Origin of the sequence: Aeromonas sp. ASNIH5 (assembly GCF_002902865.1) — a bacterium.
GTDB lineage: Bacteria > Pseudomonadota > Gammaproteobacteria > Enterobacterales > Aeromonadaceae > Aeromonas > Aeromonas caviae.
The window spans coordinates 697,745-716,180 of the sequence record NZ_CP026122.1 but is presented as its reverse complement, the minus strand read 5'-3'; the positions used below and the strand labels follow the sequence as shown (position 1 = coordinate 716,180).

The window sequence follows — 18,436 nt, the reverse complement described above, 5'->3', positions numbered from 1 at the left end:
ATGGATGAGTTGAAGATCCTGGCCGTGGATACCGCCACCGAAGCCTGCTCCGCAGCCCTCTTGGTGGGCGATACCCTCTTTTCCCGCTGGGAAGAGGCGCCCCGTGACCATACCCGCAAGATCCTGCCCATGGTTCAGGCTCTGTTGGATGAAGCCGGTCTATCGTTGGATGAGCTCGACGCCATCGCCTTCGGTCGTGGGCCTGGCTCCTTCACCGGGGTACGGATCGGGATCAGCGTGGCCCAGGGGCTCGCCTTTGGTGCCGGCGTGCCGATGATCGGTGTCTCCACCCTGGCGGCCATGGCCCAGGGGGCCCATAAGCTGGAAGGGGCCGAGCAGGTGCTTGCCGCCATCGATGCGCGCATGGACGAGGTCTATTTCGGCCACTACGCCCTGGTGGACGGAGTGATGACGCTGGTGGGCGAGGAGGTGGTGAGCGAGCCAGCCGCACTGGTGCAGGCCCGTGACAAGCTGACTGGCGCGGTGAGCTGCGTTGGCACCGGTTTTGAAACCTATGGCGAGACTCTAGGCGGCCTGGCAGATGTGCTGATGCCAAGCCAGGTGCGTTTCCCGGCGGCCGCCGACATGCTGCCTCTGGCACGCCAGGCCTGGTTTGCGGGTGAGGCGGTGCCGGTTGAGCAAGCCACCCCTGTCTATCTGCGTGACAAGGTGACCTGGAAGAAACTGCCGGGTCGCGAATAGGCGGCAACAGCTGCCCCGGGCTGCTTTGTCGGACGATGAAGGAGAGACGAATGAGAAAATCCGTGATCATGCTGGGATTGGTGGGGCTGCTGCTGGGCGGTTGCAGCACGGTGCCCAAAGAGCTTGCCTATGAGCCTGCGGATCAGCTGGTGGCCTATCAACCCGCTCTGCAGGGCATGGAAGGCAAGCCGGCCCGCTGGAGCGGTGTCATCTCGGCGGTCCACAACAAGGCGGATCAGAGTGTCATCGAGGTGGTCTATCTGCCCCTCAAGTCCAACGGGGTGCCGGAGCAGACCGAGCAGAGCCCCGGTCGTTTTCTCGCCATCATGCAGGGGTTTGTCGACCCGACCCTCTATGCCAAGGGTCGCAGCCTGACGGTGCTCGGCACCCTCGACAAGCCTGTGGACAGCCAGATTGGCGAGCACAAGTATCGCTTCTCGGTACTCAAGGTGACGGGGAGCAAGCTGTGGCCACCGGTGAAGGAGGTGGAGATCCGCTACATGGATCCCTACTTTTACGATCCTTTCTATGATCCCTTCTGGCCCAGACGGCCCCTGCGCCGCTGAGGAGCCCGGATGACGGCGACATTGCAGGAGCGCAGGCTGCGCCTGGCGGACGGGCGGCACATCGCCCTGCTGGACAATGGTCAGGAGGACAGACCGCTGCTGGTGGCCCTCCATGGCTGGCTCGACAACGGCGCCAGCTTTTTGCCTCTGGCCCCCTGGCTGGGGGCGTTTCATCTGGTCTGCGTCGATCTGCCGGGCCATGGTCACTCCGATCACAAGTCGACTCCCTATGTCTTCGTGGACTGGCTGGATGATCTCTACCAGATCACCCAGGCCGCGGGCTGGCAGCGTTTCATCCTGCTTGGTCACTCCCTGGGGGCGCTGATTGCCTCTGCCTATGCCGGCGTTTTTCCCGAGCAAATCGAGCGGCTCATTCTGCTGGAGGGGCTCGGCCCCTTGAGCCAGCCTGACGAGGAGGTACCGGGGCAGCTGCGTCGCGCCATCCTCAACCGCACTCGTACCCGTGAGCGTGCAACCAGTGGATTTGCCACCCTCGAAGAGGCGGTGGCTGCCCGCTGCAAGGTGGCGGACATCCCCCCGAGTGCGGCACGCCTTATCTGCGAGCGGCAGTTGGAGGCGCGGGAAGGGCGCTGGTATTGGCGCAGTGATCCCCGTCTTCGCGATCTCTCGCCCCTGCGCATGAGCGAGGGGCAGGCCCAGGCCCTGATCCGGGCCATCGCCTGTCCGGTGCTCTTTATCCGGGGAGAGCAGGGCTTCCCCGGGCTCCTGGCACAGTGGCAGTTGCGGGAGGCGGCCTTTGGCCACATTGAACGGGTGACAGTGGCAGGAGGCCATCATTTTCATATGGAAAATTCATCAGAAACCGCCGTTTATATCGAAAACTTCGCTCAAATCCGGTAGGATCGGCGGCTTTGAATCATGTCAGGTTTGCTTTCTCCCTCACATTTCCCGTTGTTAATTCACTGTTAATTGATGTTGCCTTATGTAAATATGTGCGGCATTAGAGCATTAACTTAAAACAACTGATTGAAATGGATGTGGCAGGGACGGAGGCAACACAGTGAGCGCACAGGTGCGAGTTATGCAGGAGAAGTTCGTGGAAAGAGTCTGGCTGAAGCGTTATCCAGAAGGGGTGCCCGCCGAGATCAATCCAGACCAATACGGCTCTCTGGTCGAGATGTTTGAAGAGTCGGTGAACCAGTTCGCCGATCAACCCGCCTTCGTCAACATGGGGCAGACCATTACCTACCGCCGGCTGGAGGAGCAGTCCCGAGCCTTCGCCGCCTACCTGCAAAACGAGCTGAAGCTCGGCAAGGGGGACAGGGTGGCTGTGATGATGCCGAACCTGCTGCAATACCCCATCGCGGTATTCGGCATCCTGCGGGCCGGCATGACGGTGGTGAACGTCAACCCCCTCTATACCCCGCGCGAGCTGGAGCATCAGTTGAGAGACTCCGGCGCCAAGGCCATCGTCATCGTCTCCAACTTTGCCCATACCCTGGAAAAAGTGGTGTATGACACCCCGGTCAAGCACGTGATCCTGACCCGGATGGGGGACAACCTGGGGCTGGCCAAGGGGACCTTGGTCAACTTCGTGGTCAAATACGTCAAGAAGCTGGTGCCCAAGTACAACCTGCCCCATGCCAGCACCATGCGCCAGGCCCTCGCCAAGGGGCGCTACCTGCAGTACATCAAACCCGAGATCAGCAACCAGGACATCGCCTTCCTGCAATACACCGGCGGGACCACCGGCCTCTCCAAGGGGGCCATGCTGACTCATCGCAACATGATCGCCAACGTCGAGCAGTGCCTCGGTGTCTATGGCCCCGTGCTGGAGCGCGGCAAGGAGTTCGTGGTCACGGCGCTGCCGCTCTATCACGTCTTCGCCCTGACGGTGAACTGCCTGCTGTTCATGCGTCTGGGGGGCTACAACCTGCTCATCAGCAACCCCCGCGACATCCCGGGCTTTGTCAAAGAGATCAAGAAGTATCCTTTCACCTGCATCACCGGGGTCAATACCCTGTTCAACGCTCTGGTCAACAACGACGAGTTCAAGGGCATGGATTTTGCCAAGCTCAAGCTCACCATCGGTGGCGGCATGGCGGTGCAACGGGCGGTGGCCGAGCAGTGGAAGGGGCTGACCGGCACCCCGCTGCTGGAGGGCTATGGCCTGACCGAGTGCTCGCCCCTGGTGAGCGTCTGCCCCTATGATCTGGTGGATTACAACGGCTCCATCGGTCTGCCGGTCTGCTCCACTGAGATCCGTCTGGTGGATGACGAGGGGAACCAGGTCACCGAACGGGGCGCCCCCGGCGAGATGCAGGTGCGCGGTCCTCAGGTGATGACCGGCTACTGGCAGCGCCCGGAGGCGACCGCCGAGGTGATGCAGGATGGCTGGCTCTGCACCGGCGACATCGCGGTATGCGACGAGCAGGGTTTCTTCAAGATCGTCGATCGCAAGAAGGACATGATCCTGGTCTCCGGCTTCAACGTCTACCCGAACGAGATAGAAGACGTGGTGGCCCTGCATCCCAAGGTGCTGGAGGTGGCCGCCGTCGGCGTACCCAACCCGGTGTCCGGCGAGCAGGTGAAGATCTTCGTGGTCAAGAAAGATGCAAAGCTGGCGGAAGAGGAGATAATTGCCCACTGCCGCAAACATCTGACTGCCTATAAGGTGCCGAAACTGGTAGAATTTCGCGACGAACTTCCCAAGACCAACGTGGGCAAGATCCTGCGCCGCGTGCTGCGCGACGAGGAGATTGCCAAGCAGTAACCGGCATGCACTGCTTTGCAGTCCAGCGCTGTCGTTATGCAAAACCGTGGGACATCCACGGTTTTTTCTTTCTGGATCCGACCAACGTGCAGGCAACGATGCAATATCAACTCATTTCACAGCAAGCCGAACTGGATCAGTATCTCGCTTCTCTGGCCGACGTTCCCCTGGCCATCGATACCGAATTCGTTCGCACCCGTACCTACTATCCCCAGCTCGGTCTGTTCCAGATCTACGATGGCAAGCAGCTTGCCCTGCTCGATCCCCTGACCCTGGATCTCTCCGGTTTGTGGCAGCGCCTCGGTCGGGCCGGACAGATTGCCATCCTGCACGCCTCCGGTGAGGATCTGGAACTCATCCAGCATCAGGCGGGTCACCTGCCCAACCAGATGCACGATACCCAGCTGGCGGCAGCCTTCCTGGGTCATGGCGTGTCGGTGGGGTTTGGCGCCTTGGTCAACGAATTCCTCGGGGTCGAGCTTGAGAAGGATCAGGCCCGTACCGACTGGCTGGCGCGCCCCCTTACCCCTCGTCAGCTGGAATATGCCGCGGCGGATGTCTTCTACCTCATGCCCCTCTACGAGAAGGTGATGGCCAGACTGCGCGAGAGCGGCAAGTTCCCCTGGTTCGAGCAGGAGTGCCAGAACCACTCCGCCCGCAAGACTCAGGGCAGCGATCCCCGTCAGGCCTACCTCGAGATAGTCAACGCCTGGCAACTGGGTCGCCGCGAGCTGACCATCCTGCGCGAGCTGGCCGCCTGGCGCCAGCAGGAAGCGGTACGCCGGGATTTTGCCCTCAACTTCGTGGTCAAAGAGCTGCACCTGTTCAAGGTGGCGGAGCGTCGTCCCGCTTCGCTTCGGGATCTTAACGAGCTGGGCCTCTCGCCCATCGAGATCAAGATCCACGGCAAGCGGATGCTGGACATCGTCGCCGCCGCCCAGCAGAGCGACCCTGCGAGCTGGCCCGATCCCATCCGCCGTCTGGTGGACTTCCCCCAGTACAAGGCCGAGCTCAAGCGCATCAAGGCCATGGTGGAGGAGAAGGCCAAGGCCAGCAACATTCCACCGGAGCTGGTGGCGAGCAAGAAGATCATCCACCAGTACTTCACCTGGAGCTGGCGCATGAGTGCCGAGGAGCGGGCCAGGGCGGACAAGCCCATGCTGCTGCAAGGGTGGCGTCATGAGCTGGTAGGCCACCTGCTGGCCCAGTGACGAGTACGCAGTACGAGAAGGGGAGTCCATGACTCCCCTTTTTCATGCCTGTGCGGCTGCCCCCGGGGTTGCCGGGATCGTCGCGCCAGGGGGTTGGTCATGATGGGAAGCGAGTAGGGGGGAGGAGGAAAATGGCGGGCACAAAGGGTGCCCCCATCAGAGTTCGTGAGCGTGGAATCCCTTGCGGTAGCGGGCCTCGCAGCGCGGGCAGCGTTGCAGGGTCGGATCCTGTTCCAGCTGTTCAGGGAGCAGCGGCTCCTCACAATCGGAGCAGAAGCCATAGAGCCCCAGATCCATCTGGCAGAGCGCCGCGTCGAGCCGTTTGAGGCGTGCCACGCTGTGTTCCACCCCGGGCAGATCGAGACGGCTGGTCAGATCAACCAGTTGATCCCGCTCGCAGCGCTCCACCTTCTGTGCCCAGTCATCTTGTCGACAGGCCTTGAGCTGACGGATCAGCTCCTCCCTTGTTTGCGCCCAGTCGGTCAGAAGGCGCTGATGCCATTCGGCCAACCGGGCTTGCGTCACTTCACACACAGCAGCCCCCAAAAACGAGTGATAAAACTCGGCCAGTATAGGGAAACCCGCGGTTTATCAAGATGACATGAGTCAAGTTAACCGTGCTTTGGCAGGTTTTTCCGGCAGGTGCTGCGGCTTGCCGGTGATGACGTAGAGCACCCCCGCCACCAGACAGACGACACCCACCAGGGTACTCATGGGGGGCATGATCCCGCGCAGCATAAAGGCGTACAAGAGCCCCGCCAGAGTCTCGAACACGATGAGCGGCCCGACCAACACGGTCGGCAGGCGCTGGCTCGCTTCGTTCCAGCACAGGGTGCCGAGCCAGGAGCAGAAGAGCCCCACCGCCCCCATCAGCAGCACGAAGCGCAGGGGCGTCGGCCCGAAGGGCAGGGGAAAGTCCGGTGCGCTCAGGGCAAGATGGCCGAGGCTGCCGAGATAGGCAATGAGCGCTACCGGTAGGGTCACCAGCCCCTGGGCGGTGGCCCAGACGGCCGGACTGCGGCCCGGGTGCTCGCGCAGCCAACGGGCGTTGCGCAGGGGATACCAGGTCCAGCACAGCACGGCGCCCACCGCCAGGGCGAGCCCAAGCAGTTGTTCGGTGCGCGCCTCGGTGTGCCAGATCAGCTCGGCGCTGTTGACCAGATAGAGGCCGGCCCCCATCAGCACCAGGGACGGGTAGAGCCGGGTGCGGGAGAGGCGACCGTCCCGTGCGCCATAGAGGCGGTTGGCGGCCAGGGCCGTCACCACCGGCAGGGTGCCGATAAACATGGCCGCCAGGGGCGAGCCGATGCGCAAGATGGCCCCCGACAGGCAGAAGTAGTAGAGGAGGTTCCCCACCAGAGTAAGGGCGAGGGCCTCTCGCCAGTCGCTGGCCGAGAGGGCCGCCAGGTGTTTGCGGGCCTGCCAGGCGAGCGGCAGCACGATGAGGCCGAAGGCGAGGTAGCGGCCGCTCGCGAGCAGGGCGGGGGGGTAGCCGTCCACCAAGAGGGGGGCGACGAAGATGAGCCCCCACATCAGGCCGGCCAGCAGGGCAAACAGGACTCCGATCAACATGTTTCATATCCGGTAAAGAAGAAGGAGGCCAGCCTAGCAGGGGGGAAGGGGGGCGTATTGAACCAGATTGCGCTTTAGCGGCCAGCCTGCACCTGTTTCTGGTAGCGGACCGGGGTGGTGCCATAGCGGCGCAGGAAGGCACGGTTGAGGTGGGACTGATCGGCCAGACCACAAGCGGCGGCCACCTCGGCCGCGGGCAGGCCGGCAGCCAGCCACCCCTTGGCGCGCTGCAGGCGGATGGCCATCAACATCTGCTGGGGGGTGACGTGAAAGCGGGCCTTGAAGCTGCGCTGGAAGTGGTAGGGGCTGAGGTTCACCGAACCGGCCAGCTCGGCCAGGGTAATGGGGCGGGCGAAACAGGCCTGCATATAGTCGATGGCGCGGCCCAGAGGGTGGGCCGCTTCGAGCGGGGCCGCCAGGGCCCGGGCATGGGGGCGCAGGGTCTCGCACACCCTTAGCAGCAGGCCGTCGGCGGCGAGCTCGCTGTCACAGTGCCAGAAGGCATCCAGGGCTGCCTGCAGGACGGGGGCAGTGCGCGGATCGCTTCGCACGGCATCGGTGAAATACCAGTCTCGCTCGCCGCTGATGGCCTCGAGCCGGTCGGCGGGCAGGTAGAGCATGCGATAGCGCCACCCCTGCTCGCAGGCTGACTCGCCCGTGTGCAGCTCATCGGGGTTCATCAGCACCAGGCTGCCGGGACCGGCCAGGAGCTGGCTGCCGCGATAGCGAAAGCGCTCGGCACCGCACTCGATGACACCGAGGCCAAACCCCTCGTGACTATGGGGATCGAAGATGTGGTGCTGGATGTGGGCGCGATAGAGCTCGGTCGCAGGCTGCCCCGGCAGGGCGCGAAAATCGGCCCTGTCGTGCTGATGGGTAAAGTTGACCGGCACTCCTTGCATCCTGACCTCCTGTCAATGAGCCTTCATCATAGGGCGCCGCGGGGCGGCGGCCAAGTCTAGGCCTGTGAGGCGCACTCGCGCTCGAGGGCGGTGCGGATCTCCTCTGCGGTCTTGATGGTGCGGATGCGACGAAACAGCTCGTCGGCCTGGGGGTATTCCCGCACTATGTAGGAGAACCACTGCTTGATGCGACTGGGGTAGTAGTCGGCCTTGTCGCTCGCCAGATCCTGCTCGGTGTAGGTCACCATCAGTTGCAGTACCTCGGCCCAGCTCATGTGGGCACACCCCGTCTTCATCACGTTGGCCAGGTTGGGCAGGGAGATGGCGCCCCGGCCCACCATGAGGGCATCGCAACCGGACACCCGGGCACAGGTCAGGGCATCGGCATGGTTCCAGATCTCGCCGTTGGCGGTGACGGGGATGGGCAGGGCGCGGCGGATGGCGTCCACGTACTCCCAGTGGGCCGGCGCCTTGTAGCCTTCGCGCTTGGTGCGGGCATGCACCGCCAGCTCGTTGGCCCCCCCCTGATAGACGGCCTGGGCGTTGTCCAGATAGAGATCCTTGTCATCGTATCCCAGGCGGATCTTGGCGCTCACCGGCAGGTGGGCAGGCACGGCCTCCCGCACCGCCTTGACGATGCGATAGACGGTCTCGGGCTCCTTGAGCAGCACGGCGCCCCCCTTGCTCTTGTTGACCGTGGGGGCAGGGCAGCCGAAGTTGAGATCGACCCCGGGAGAGCCGAGCTCGATGGCCCGGATGGCATTTTCTGCCAGCCACTCCGGATGCTGTCCCAGCAGTTGCACCCGTACCGGGGTCCCTGCACGGGTCTTGCCATCCTGTTTCAGCTCGGGGCAGAGGCGATGGAAGACCTTGGCGGGCAGCAGTTGATCGACCACCCGGATGAATTCACTGACGCAGAGGTCGTAATCATTGACGGAGGTGAGGACCTCCCGCATCAGGTGATCCAGCACCCCCTGCATGGGGGCCAAAATAACGCGCATAGCTGCTTCCGAAGACAAGGGGAGAAAAAAGAGCGCAGATTGTAGTGGCAATGGCCGGGATTGTCAGCCGTCTGCCCACTCGATGGCCCCCATCGACGGCCGCAGACTGGGCCAGGCTGTCAGCTTCCGGGCCAACTCTGTTAGGCTAAAGGCAGAGAAACACTAGAGGAGTACCCATGAAACGCTGGTGTCTGATGGCCCTGGGCTGGCTTGCCTTCGCCACCGGGATAGTCGGGATAGTCCTGCCCCTGCTGCCGACAACCCCCTTCATGTTGCTGGCGGCGGCGCTGTTTGCGCGCTCCTCCCCCCGCTTTCATGGCTGGTTGCTGGCGCATCCCTGGTTTGGCCCCCCCATCCTCGACTGGCAGCAGTATCGCGGCATTCGCCGCCACGCCAGACGCCGCGCCATCATCTTCATCCTGATCTCGTTCTCGGTATCGCTGCTGGTGGTGCCGTTGCCCTGGGTGAGGTGGCTGCTGGTTGTCATAATGGTGATCCTGCTCACCTGGTTGATGCGTCTGCCGGTGCTGGAGCCGGTTGCAATGAAGAAGTGAAATCCCTAAGCTATCGCGGCAATAATGCTATGGAGTCGGCTCGTCATTTTTGCGTGACGGGCCTTTTTATTGCCCCCAGGCGGAGACCCCGTGCGCCGCCATGGCAGGGCTCAAAAAATAAGCGGTCAAATAATGAATCCGGAAACCCTGAAGTTTATCGAAGCGAGCATCAAGACCATTCCCGACTATCCGAAGCCGGGCATTCTGTTTCGCGACATCACCAGCCTGATCGAGAATGCCGAGGCCTTCAAGGCCACCATCGATCTGCTGGCCGATCATTACCGTGATCAAGGCATCACCAAGATTGTCGGCACCGAGGCCCGTGGCTTCATCTTCGGCGCCCCGGTTGCCTACGCCATGGGGCTGGGGTTCGTGCCGGTGCGCAAGCCGGGCAAGCTGCCCCGCGCCGTCATCGAGGAGTCCTACGCCCTGGAGTACGGCACCGACACTCTGCAACTGCACACCGATGCCATCGTGCCCGGTGACAAGGTGCTGGTGGTGGACGATCTGCTGGCCACCGGCGGCACCGTCGATGCCACCGTCAAGCTCATCCGCCGCGCCGGCGGTGAGGTAACGGATGCCGCCTTCATCATCTCCCTGCCGTCCCTGGGCGGTGATGCCCGCCTGACCGCCGCCGGCGTCAAGGTGGTCTCTCTGGTGGAACTCGCGGGGGCGTAAATCGCCCCTTCGCGCGGCAGGCCTCGTCACCCTGCTTTCTGCCGTAAACCGGTGCCTGAACGGGCACCGGTTTGAAATTCAAGCGATCCCTCCCAAGGCGGCGCATCCCCCATACAGCCTGCCCTCCATTTGTGTTAGCATCCAGCCTCAATGCCTCGTTTCCCAGCATCGAGATCTATGAGCTATCAGGTTTTGGCGCGCAAATGGCGCCCCCATACGTTTGAACAAGTGGTCGGCCAGCAACATGTGCTGACTGCCCTGACCAATGCCCTGGATCAGGGGCGGCTTCACCATGCCTACCTGCTGAGCGGGACCCGCGGCGTGGGCAAGACCACCATCGCCCGCATTCTGGCCAAGAGCCTCAACTGCGAGCAGGGGATCAGCAGCCATCCGTGCGGTGTGTGCGATACCTGCCGCGAGATCGATCAGGGTAATTTCGTCGATCTGCTGGAAATCGATGCGGCGTCCCGCACCAAGGTGGAAGACACCCGAGAGCTGCTCGACAACGTGCAGTACCGTCCGGCCCGTGGTCGTTTCAAGGTGTACCTCATCGATGAAGTGCACATGCTGTCGCGCCACAGCTTCAATGCGCTGCTCAAAACCCTGGAAGAGCCGCCCCCCTATGTGAAATTCCTGCTGGCCACCACGGATCCGCAGAAGCTCCCCATCACCATACTGTCGCGCTGCCTGCAGTTTCATCTCAAGAGCCTGGATCAGACCCAGATCGCCAGGCAGCTCGAATGGGTACTGGACCAGGAGGGTCAACCCTTCGAGCCTCGCGCCCTGCTGGCCCTGGCCAAGGCGGCCGACGGCAGCATGCGCGATGCCCTGAGCCTCACCGATCAGGCGTTGGCCCACGGCAACGGCAGCGTGCGCCTGGAGAGCGTGCTCGCCATGCTGGGGACCCTCGATCATCACCACCTGCACCAGTTGCTGGAGGCAGTGCTGCGCCAGGATGCCCCGGCCACCATGGCCAAGATCACCGAGATTGCTACCCTGGGGCCGGATTTCGACCAGCTTCACGCCGAGCTGGAAGCCTTGCTCCATCGGGTGGCCATGGCGCAACTGCTGCCTGCGAGCGTGCAGGAGCAGGGGGCGGATGCCGATGCCTTGCTGCAGCTCGCCGGAGCCATGAGCCCGGAAGAGGTGCAGCTCTGCTATCAAATCGTGCTGGGGGGGCGCAAGGATCTGCCCTGGGCCCCTGACGGGCGCACCGCACTGGAGATGACCTGTCTGCGGATGCTGGCCTTCTCTCCCCGGCGCGAGGTGGTCCATCCCGCCAACCTGGCGGCCCAACCTCTCATGACAGGGCACTCCGGCGTGATGGCGGCAGCGAGGGAAAGCGCGTCGCTCCTGCCGGGAAAGCCCCAGGGGGCTGAGCCGGCCCCGGCTGCCAGCGCAGCACCACAGGCTCCCGCCGCGCCAGCATCGGTCCTTGAGGCCGAGCACGTCGCCCCCGCACCCAAGGCGGAGGAGGGCGCAGTGCTGGATCCGCTCTTTGCCGAGCAGGATGAGCTGCTGCGTGAGGCCGAACGGATGGGTTACGAGGCCGCGGTGCCCGCCAGTCCGCCTGCAGAGCCTGCCTCTGCGCCGTTGGCGGCGGATGACGCCGCGCAGACGCAGCAGGTTGAGGTCCAAGGGGAAGACGTCGCCATCTCTTCGTCCTCCAGCATGCAGAGCCTGCTTGGCAAGCGCAATCTGCTGCGAAGCCGCCTGCGTGGCGAGCAGAGTACCAACGCCGCGCCCCCCCGGGTCACCCCCGTCAAACCGGTGGCCGCGACCAAACCGGCCCCTGCGATGCCTGCCGTCGCGACTTCGCCCCAGGCCGAGGTGCAACCAGCGGCGCGGCCCGAGATGCCGGGGCAGGGACCTGCTTTGCAAACGGGGTATGACGACCTGCCCCCTCTGGATGCCTATGAAGAGGGGGGCAGTGACTACGAAGAGTATCTGAATCAGGGGTTTGACGAGGGGTTTGCCAGTGCCCCGTTGCCCACGCGGGCAGTGACTTCCGCCCAGGCAGCTCCCGCCACCATGGCTCCTCCTTCGCAGGAGGATCTGCCGCCCTGGGATCTGGGTGCTGACGTCGGCAGCGCGGATGCGGCGGCACCTGCGGTTGTCGCTATGGTGTCTGCCACGCCTCCAGTGGCCGCCAGCGAGCCTCAGCCCGCCATTGCGTTGATGGAGACTATCGACTGGGATGCGCTGGAGAGCGACACCCAGCCCGAAGAGGAGGGGGAGGTCGCCCGTCTGATCCCCTCGTCCTTGCTGGTCAATTGCGGGGACACCTGGGCCGAGCTCATCGCCCGCACCGGGGTGGGTGGTCGGCTGCGTCAACTGGCCATCAACGCGGTGATGACCCGGGAAGGCAATCGGGTCTCCCTGCTGCTCAAACCCGAGCAGCGCCATCTGGTGAGCGACAAGGCCCGCGCCGATCTGGCCGAGATCATCGGTCCCGAGCTGGGCGGCCCGGTTCACATCGATGTGACCCTGGGCTCGGATCCCGCGCGGGAGACGCCGCTCGAGATAGAGCACCGTCTCTATCTCGGGGTGCGTGAACAGGTGAGCCGGGATCTGGCGGCGGATCCCAACGTACAATTCTTGCAGCAGCGTTTCGGCGCCGTGCTCCATCCCGAGAGCATCGAACCCCTGAGTCGCTGAGTTGCGGTGAAAAAACCGTGCCGGGGTTTGTCCCCGGTTGAAAAGACCTTTGGCTGCCCCCACTTAGGGCAGATGAACCCACAGCCCGGCGCTGGATGCCGGATTTCAAGACGAGAGACGATCTATGTTTGGTAAAGGTGGAATGGGTAACCTGATGAAACAGGCCCAACAGATGCAAGAGCGCATGCAGAAGATGCAAGAGCAGCTGGCCCAGATGGAAGTGGTTGGCGAGGCGGGCGCAGGCATGGTCAAGGTGACCATGGCCGGCAGCCACAGCGTGCGTCGTATCGAGATCGATCCCAGCCTGATGGAAGATGACAAGGAGATGCTGGAAGATCTGGTCGCCGCCGCCGTCAATGACGCCGTGCGCCGCGTGGAAGAGCAGAACAAGGCCAAGATGGGCGAGCTGACCGGCGGCATGCAACTGCCCCCGGGCTTCAAGATGCCCTTCTGAGGATACTGCCCGTATCCGTTTCCCCTCCTCTGAGAAGGGGAAAAATGAAAAGGCCAGAGCCAAGCTCTGGCCTTTTGCATGTCGGCACCCCCGGGAACGGCCATGCACAGATCATGGCGGGGGCGGCGCAGTTGCCTGCCCCAGGGGGGAGAAGCCCTCGACCAGATGATCGATGAGGGCGCGGATGGCAGGCAGCAGACCGCGGCGTGAGGGGAAGACCGCGTGGATCACCTCCTGGCGCGGGGCCCAGTCGGGGAGCAAACGCACCAGCCGGCCATCGGCCAGGGGCTCATTCATCATCATGGTGGGCAGTTGCACGACCCCGAGCCCGTCGATCGCCCCCTGACGCAATGTCTGCATGTCGGTGGTGGCAAAGCGGGGGCTGTGGTGTTGTTTGACTCGGGCCCCATCGGGGCCCAGCAGGGTCCAGTGATGGCCTTCCAGGCTGGTGCCATGACCGAGGCTCGGCCATGACAGCAGATCTGCGGGGGCCCGGGGCATGCCGAGTGACGCGACAAGGGCCGGGCTTGCCACCAGACACTGGGTCGCATAACCCAGCACCCGCATGGCGAGATCGCTGCCCTCCAGGGGCAATGGCCGCACCCTGAGCGCCATGTCCAACCCCTCCGCGACCAGATCCACCGCCCGGTTGACCCCGACGAGCTGCACCTTGACGCTGGGATGGGCCAGGGCGAAGGAGACCAGCATCCTCCCTACGTGGGCGTGCAGCAGATCGATGGGGCAGGCGATGCGAACCAGACCGCAAGGCTCGCTCTGGGTCGCGGCGATGAGATCCTGCGCCGCATCGGCTTCCACCAGCATGGCCCGGCAACGGGTGTAATAAGCCTGCCCGAGTTCGGTGACGGTGAAGCTGCGGGTGGAACGCTGGATAAGGCGCACTCCGAGTCGCTCTTCCAGCATGGCGATGCGGCGGCTGAGCCTGGATTTGGGCATGCCGAGGGCCCTGCCGGCCTGGGCAAAGCCCCCGTGATCCACCACCTGGACATAGAAATAGAGGTCGTTGAGATCCTGTTGCATGGGGTTATCGTTCACAAAATAGGACGCTGATGGCAAATTTTACGTCTACCGGACGCAGCGTTCCAGACTCACAATGCGAGCCACGACACATCCCGTGACGATCACCCAGGAGAGCATCATGAAAAGAGTCATCGGTATTTACAGCGCCCCTCGACAACACTGGGTCGGCGACGGATTCCCGGTTCGCTCGCTGTTCTCGTATCAGACCCATGGCCGCGCCTTGAGCCCCTTCCTGCTGCTGGACAGGGCTGGCCCGGCACATTTCGAGCCCGCCGATCATGCCAGGGGCGTGGGGGAACACCCGCACCGTGGTTTTGAGACGGTCACCATCGTCTATGAGGGGGAGGTCGCCCATCGCGACTCGACCGGCCAGGGGGGGATCATCGGTCCGGGAGACGTGCAGTGGATGACGGCCGCCGCCGGCATCATGCACGACGAATTCCACTCCCAGGGGTTTACCCGTCGTGGTGGCACCCTCGACATGGTGCAGCTGTGGGTCAATCTGCCCGCCAAACACAAGATGTCGACGCCCGGTTATCAGGGCATCACCAGCGACACCATCCCGCAACTGAGACTCAAGGAGGGCGATGTGCGGGTGCGCATCATCGCCGGGAACGATGCCGGGTTGCAACAAGGCGAGGTAGAGGGGCCTGCCCGCACCTTCTCGCCCATGAACATCTGGGATCTGCGGCTCAAGGGCGGGGCCAGCGTGGTGCTGCCGGCGGTAGCGGGATGGAACAGCGCCTTGGTGGTGCTCAAGGGCTCTCTCATTATCAACGGTCAGGAGCGCGCGGGCGAAGCACAACTGGTGCTGCTCGATCCCAACGGTGAGGAGTTCATGTTGGAGGCGGAAGGCGAGGCCAGCTTGTTGCTGCTGAGTGGCGAGCCCATCGATGAACCCATCGTGGGTTATGGCCCCTTTGTCATGAACAGCGAGGCAGAGATCCATCAGGCGATAGATGATTTCAACAGCGGCCGGTTCGCCGTCATCGCCCCCTGAGACAATCCCGATAAAAACAAAGCGCCTGATGGCGCTTTGTTTTTTTATGGGCCCTGGTCAACCGAGCCAGCCGAGGGCCAGCGCCAGCCTGCCGCACAAGGCGGCCAGCAGGATGCCAAGCAGGGTGCGCAGCAGCCAGATCACCACCAGCTGTCCCACGCTCACCGGGATCCGGGTGGCCAGGATGCAGGGGATGGAGGCAGAGAAGAAGAGCACCGAGCTGACCGAAACCACGGCCGCGACATAGCGCACCAGCAGGTCGGCATCCTTGAGCAGGATGGCGGGCAGGAACATCTCGGCCAGACCGGCCGAGAGGGCCTTGGCGGTGGCGAGCGGTTCGCCGAGATCCAGCAGCCAGGTCAGTGGCCAGAGCAGCCAGCCCAGCAGATCGAACAGGGGAGTGTGCTTTGCCAGCAGCAGGCCCAGCAGACCGACGGACAGTATGGTGGGCACCACGGCAGCGGCCATGTGAAGACCGTCCCTGAGGTTGTCCTTCAATTGCCGCAGCAGGGGATTTGCCTGGTGGGACTGGGTCAGGCCGCAGGTGAGGGCCGCCTGCCAGCGGCTCATGCCAGCCGGTAGCGGCTCGTCGGTCTCCCCATAGTGAGCCAGGCGACTGATGGGAGGAACACGCGCCAGGATGGCGGTGATGACGAAAGTGATCACCAGGGTGGACCAGAAGTAGAAGTTCCAGTGTCCCATCAGGTTGAGGGTCTTGGCCACGATGATCATGAAGGCGGCCGAGACGGTGGAGAAGCCGGTGGCGATGATGACGGCTTCTCGCACCGTGTACTTGCCCGCGAGGAAGACCCGGTTGGTGATGAGCAGGCCCACCGAGTAGCTGCCGACGAAAGAGGCGACGGCATCGATGGCGGAGTGACCCGGCGTGCGCCACAGGGGGCGCATCACGGGTTGCATCAGCACCCCGATGAATTCCAGCAGGCCGAAACCGAGCAGGAAGGTCAGGGCCATGGCGCCGATAGGCACGATGAGACCCACTGACATGGCCAGTTTGTCGAACAGGAAGGGGAGGCGATCCGGGGTCATCAACCAGGCAGGGCCCCAGTCTGTGACATACAAAATGGCCAGGGCCAGCCCGAGCAGCTTGAACAGGCTCAACACCCTGTCGATGGGACGGGCGCGCCAGCGGCCATCCAGCAAGGGGGTGATGGCGCCATAGGCGATGAGCAAGAGAATGAGGGTCAGGGCAAGAGGGCGCTGGGCAATCAGAAAGCCGGCCAGGTGATCCACCACTATGGTGCTGCGCCCGCCAAGCTCGAAGGGCACGAAAAAGATGGCGATGCCAAGCAGGCTGGCCAACAGCAGCTTGATGCCTGCCCCTGATCCTGCCGGTGCAGTGAGCGTGTGTTCAGGTTCCATTTTCTCTCCTTGTAATCCGCATGGTTCAATTCCGTTGAGGGGATGATTTGTATATACAATATCGTTCATCGCTCAAAATGGAAACACCAAAGTCACCAAAATGCAACATGTGAATCGGTGTGGATGCAGATGACCCCAATGTTGAAAAGCGTGATCTTGGGGGGAATAGGGGCCGGGATGGCGAGTGGGTGGTGAGACATCAAGAGGTAAAACAGGGAGGTAAGCGACCAGCGCCAGGAAAAACATGAGCGGCTATTTACCCTTTTTGGCCATATTCATTCATGAGCCTATATTCATGACTATTTATGAATAAATCATAAACCCTTTGTTCATTTGACTACTTTTCGACTATCCCATTGCAGAGTAAGATGCCTCTTCAATAAAAATAAGAATTAGGAGTTCGGGTGTGAAGGCATTAGAGAAAGAAAGGATATCGCCCTATATCAGCCAGTTATACGAGTGCGGTATTAATGATTCTGACATTAAGCTCGTCGTGGACCAATTTCGCGCCGACGTTTCCTGTAGTTCATCCCTGTTTTTATTGCGGGATGATGACAAGAGCGACGGAATAAAGCTTTTTTCCAGCGGTCTGACCGAGGCCCAGCAGCAGTTTTACCTGCAACATCATCGCCAGGATGTGTGGTTCAACCATTACCTGGATAAAGGGTGCAAGGGGATTGTCAGCGCCAACAGCATTTCAAGCTCGGTGGGCCTGCTGGCAAGTTTCGGCGCCCAATTCGCCGCCGGCGGCGTCTGCCAGGTGAAAGGGAGGGGGCTGAGCAGCCTGTGCAGTTACCGTGGTGCAACGCAAGATGATTTCAGCAGTCGCGACCTCACCTCGCTCTCGGAAATCTATTCCGGACTGGCGGCCTGGAGCCACCATTATTGGAACTTGCTGGCCCTGGAAACCCAGAACTATCAGTTGCAACAGCTGGTGAAAAACCATAATAAGCCCAGCGCCATCATAGACGACAAGGGGCATATTCATTATTCCAATGTGGCCTTCAACCGTATCGCCGATGAAAATGTGGAATTGCGGGCCATCAATGGCATTTTCTCTTTGCAGAATAAGGAGCAGCAACGCCAGCTCAAGGAGATCCTCAATGGCTTTGCCTATTTGCTGCCCGGCGCCAGCGCCTATATGTCCATTCCCCGTCAGCCTAACCTGCGTCCGCTGCTGGTCCAATGCACCCTGATGAGCGGACTCAGCCGCTTTGAACGCTATGTGGAAGTGGTGCTGCGTGACCCCGAGCACGCCTTCAACCCCGACATCGAAGCGCTGGCCAGCCTCTATCCCCTCACCATTGGCGAGAAGGAGCTGCTGGTGCTGATGAGCAAGGGTTACAGCAGCAACGACATCGCGGAGCTGCGCGGTGTCAAGGTGGAAACCGTGCGCTCCACCCTGAAAGGGGTGTTCAAGAAGACCGACTGCCACAGCCAGAACGAGCTCTTGCTCTTGCTGCAATCCATCTCCTGATCCATGCGGACTATGCTTGGAGTGAGCCGGACATAGTGCCCGGCTCTTGCCTCCCCTCGGGAGGCTCGTTGGGGGAAAGCGTCATGGAATCACTCAAAGCAAAGGACTACATGCAGACCAAGCCCATCACCTTCAGCGCAGAGATGATGGTACAGGCGGCGGTGGAAAAATTTCTCAACAGTCATCAGTTGGGCGGCCCCGTAGTGGACAGCCAGGGACATCTGATTGGCTGGGTCTCCGAGCAGGATTGCATCGCCGTCATGCTCAAGGAGGCCTACCACTGTGAACAGGTGGCCCAGGTCAGGGATGTGATGCGCAAGGAGGTGCTGGCAGTCGGCCCCGACACCAGCATCCTGGATCTGGCGGAGATGATGATGGGTCAAAAGCCCAAGATCTATCCTGTGGTGGAGGAGGGGCGCCTGCTCGGGGTCATCAACCGCCACAATGTGATGCAGGCCATCCACGCCCAGCTTGGCACCTGTTTCGTGCATCAGGCCAGAGTCTGAGCG

Annotated in this window: 18 protein-coding genes; 12 read left to right on the top strand and 6 right to left on the bottom strand. The window is 62.4% G+C overall.

What is annotated here, in order from left to right; translation table 11 throughout:
* The 5 genes from tsaB (at position 1) to rnd (ending at position 5,213) form a co-directional block, all read left to right on the top strand.
* Positions 1-702, top strand: a complete 702-nt coding sequence (gene tsaB, locus C2U30_RS03175; RefSeq protein WP_010674697.1) for a tRNA (adenosine(37)-N6)-threonylcarbamoyltransferase complex dimerization subunit type 1 TsaB — start codon at positions 1-3, stop codon at positions 700-702.
* 50 nt (positions 703-752) lie between these two features.
* A complete protein-coding gene (locus C2U30_RS03170; protein WP_039039136.1) occupies positions 753-1,268 on the top strand; it encodes a Slp family lipoprotein in 516 nt (171 codons plus the stop codon).
* Between the two features lie 9 nt (positions 1,269-1,277).
* Positions 1,278-2,129, top strand: coding sequence for an alpha/beta fold hydrolase (locus C2U30_RS03165; protein ID WP_103243146.1), 852 nt, complete (start codon positions 1,278-1,280; stop codon positions 2,127-2,129).
* 196 nt (positions 2,130-2,325) lie between these two features.
* Positions 2,326-4,002, top strand: a complete 1,677-nt coding sequence (gene fadD, locus C2U30_RS03160) for a long-chain-fatty-acid--CoA ligase FadD (RefSeq protein WP_103244635.1) — start codon at positions 2,326-2,328, stop codon at positions 4,000-4,002.
* A gap of 98 nt (positions 4,003-4,100) precedes the next feature.
* Entirely contained in the window at positions 4,101-5,213 is a 1,113-nt protein-coding gene (rnd, locus tag C2U30_RS03155) for a ribonuclease D (RefSeq protein ID WP_103244634.1), read from the top strand.
* 156 nt (positions 5,214-5,369) lie between these two features.
* Here rnd and C2U30_RS03150 read toward each other — a convergent pair whose 3' ends face one another.
* From C2U30_RS03150 to dusC, 4 genes are all read right to left on the bottom strand, one after another.
* Positions 5,370-5,738, bottom strand: coding sequence for a TraR/DksA family transcriptional regulator (locus C2U30_RS03150; RefSeq protein WP_039039175.1), 369 nt, complete (start codon positions 5,736-5,738; stop codon positions 5,370-5,372).
* Between the two features lie 81 nt (positions 5,739-5,819).
* Positions 5,820-6,785, bottom strand: a complete 966-nt coding sequence (locus tag C2U30_RS03145) for a DMT family transporter (RefSeq protein WP_103243145.1) — start codon at positions 6,783-6,785, stop codon at positions 5,820-5,822.
* A gap of 74 nt (positions 6,786-6,859) precedes the next feature.
* Positions 6,860-7,687, bottom strand: a complete 828-nt coding sequence (locus C2U30_RS03140; protein ID WP_103243144.1) for an AraC family transcriptional regulator — start codon at positions 7,685-7,687, stop codon at positions 6,860-6,862.
* A gap of 56 nt (positions 7,688-7,743) precedes the next feature.
* On the bottom strand, positions 7,744-8,688 hold the full coding sequence (dusC, locus tag C2U30_RS03135; protein WP_103243143.1) for a tRNA dihydrouridine(16) synthase DusC: 945 nt from the start codon (positions 8,686-8,688) through the stop codon (positions 7,744-7,746).
* A gap of 176 nt (positions 8,689-8,864) precedes the next feature.
* Here dusC and C2U30_RS03130 point away from each other — a divergent pair, with 176 nt between their 5' ends.
* The 4 genes from C2U30_RS03130 to C2U30_RS03115 all read left to right on the top strand — a co-directional run bounded on the left by C2U30_RS03130 (position 8,865) and on the right by C2U30_RS03115 (position 13,032).
* Positions 8,865-9,242, top strand: coding sequence for a YbaN family protein (locus tag C2U30_RS03130; protein WP_039039141.1), 378 nt, complete (start codon positions 8,865-8,867; stop codon positions 9,240-9,242).
* A 132-nt stretch (positions 9,243-9,374) separates the two neighbouring features.
* Positions 9,375-9,920, top strand: a complete 546-nt coding sequence (gene apt, locus C2U30_RS03125) for an adenine phosphoribosyltransferase (protein WP_103243142.1) — start codon at positions 9,375-9,377, stop codon at positions 9,918-9,920.
* Between the two features lie 177 nt (positions 9,921-10,097).
* Positions 10,098-12,578, top strand: a complete 2,481-nt coding sequence (dnaX, locus tag C2U30_RS03120; RefSeq protein ID WP_103243141.1) for a DNA polymerase III subunit gamma/tau — start codon at positions 10,098-10,100, stop codon at positions 12,576-12,578.
* A 124-nt stretch (positions 12,579-12,702) separates the two neighbouring features.
* A complete protein-coding gene (locus C2U30_RS03115; RefSeq protein WP_005301028.1) occupies positions 12,703-13,032 on the top strand; it encodes a YbaB/EbfC family nucleoid-associated protein in 330 nt (109 codons plus the stop codon).
* A gap of 111 nt (positions 13,033-13,143) precedes the next feature.
* Here C2U30_RS03115 and C2U30_RS03110 read toward each other — a convergent pair whose 3' ends face one another.
* Positions 13,144-14,070 (bottom strand): LysR family transcriptional regulator, encoded by a 927-nt coding sequence (locus tag C2U30_RS03110; protein WP_103243140.1) that lies wholly within the window; start codon positions 14,068-14,070, stop codon positions 13,144-13,146.
* Positions 14,071-14,188: 118 nt separating this feature from the next.
* Here C2U30_RS03110 and C2U30_RS03105 point away from each other — a divergent pair, with 118 nt between their 5' ends.
* Positions 14,189-15,070, top strand: coding sequence for a pirin family protein (locus C2U30_RS03105; RefSeq protein ID WP_103243139.1), 882 nt, complete (start codon positions 14,189-14,191; stop codon positions 15,068-15,070).
* A 57-nt stretch (positions 15,071-15,127) separates the two neighbouring features.
* On the opposite strand, the gene C2U30_RS03100 is transcribed toward C2U30_RS03105, so the two are convergent.
* A complete protein-coding gene (locus tag C2U30_RS03100) occupies positions 15,128-16,450 on the bottom strand; it encodes a YjiH family protein (protein WP_103243138.1) in 1,323 nt (440 codons plus the stop codon).
* 406 nt (positions 16,451-16,856) lie between these two features.
* Between C2U30_RS03100 and C2U30_RS03095 the strand changes: the two genes are divergently transcribed.
* Both C2U30_RS03095 and C2U30_RS03090 read left to right on the top strand, forming a co-directional pair.
* Positions 16,857-17,927, top strand: a complete 1,071-nt coding sequence (locus C2U30_RS03095) for a helix-turn-helix transcriptional regulator (RefSeq protein ID WP_045524846.1) — start codon at positions 16,857-16,859, stop codon at positions 17,925-17,927.
* Positions 17,928-18,010: 83 nt separating this feature from the next.
* A complete protein-coding gene (locus C2U30_RS03090; protein ID WP_010674714.1) occupies positions 18,011-18,433 on the top strand; it encodes a CBS domain-containing protein in 423 nt (140 codons plus the stop codon).
* Positions 18,434-18,436: the final 3 nt, after the last annotated feature.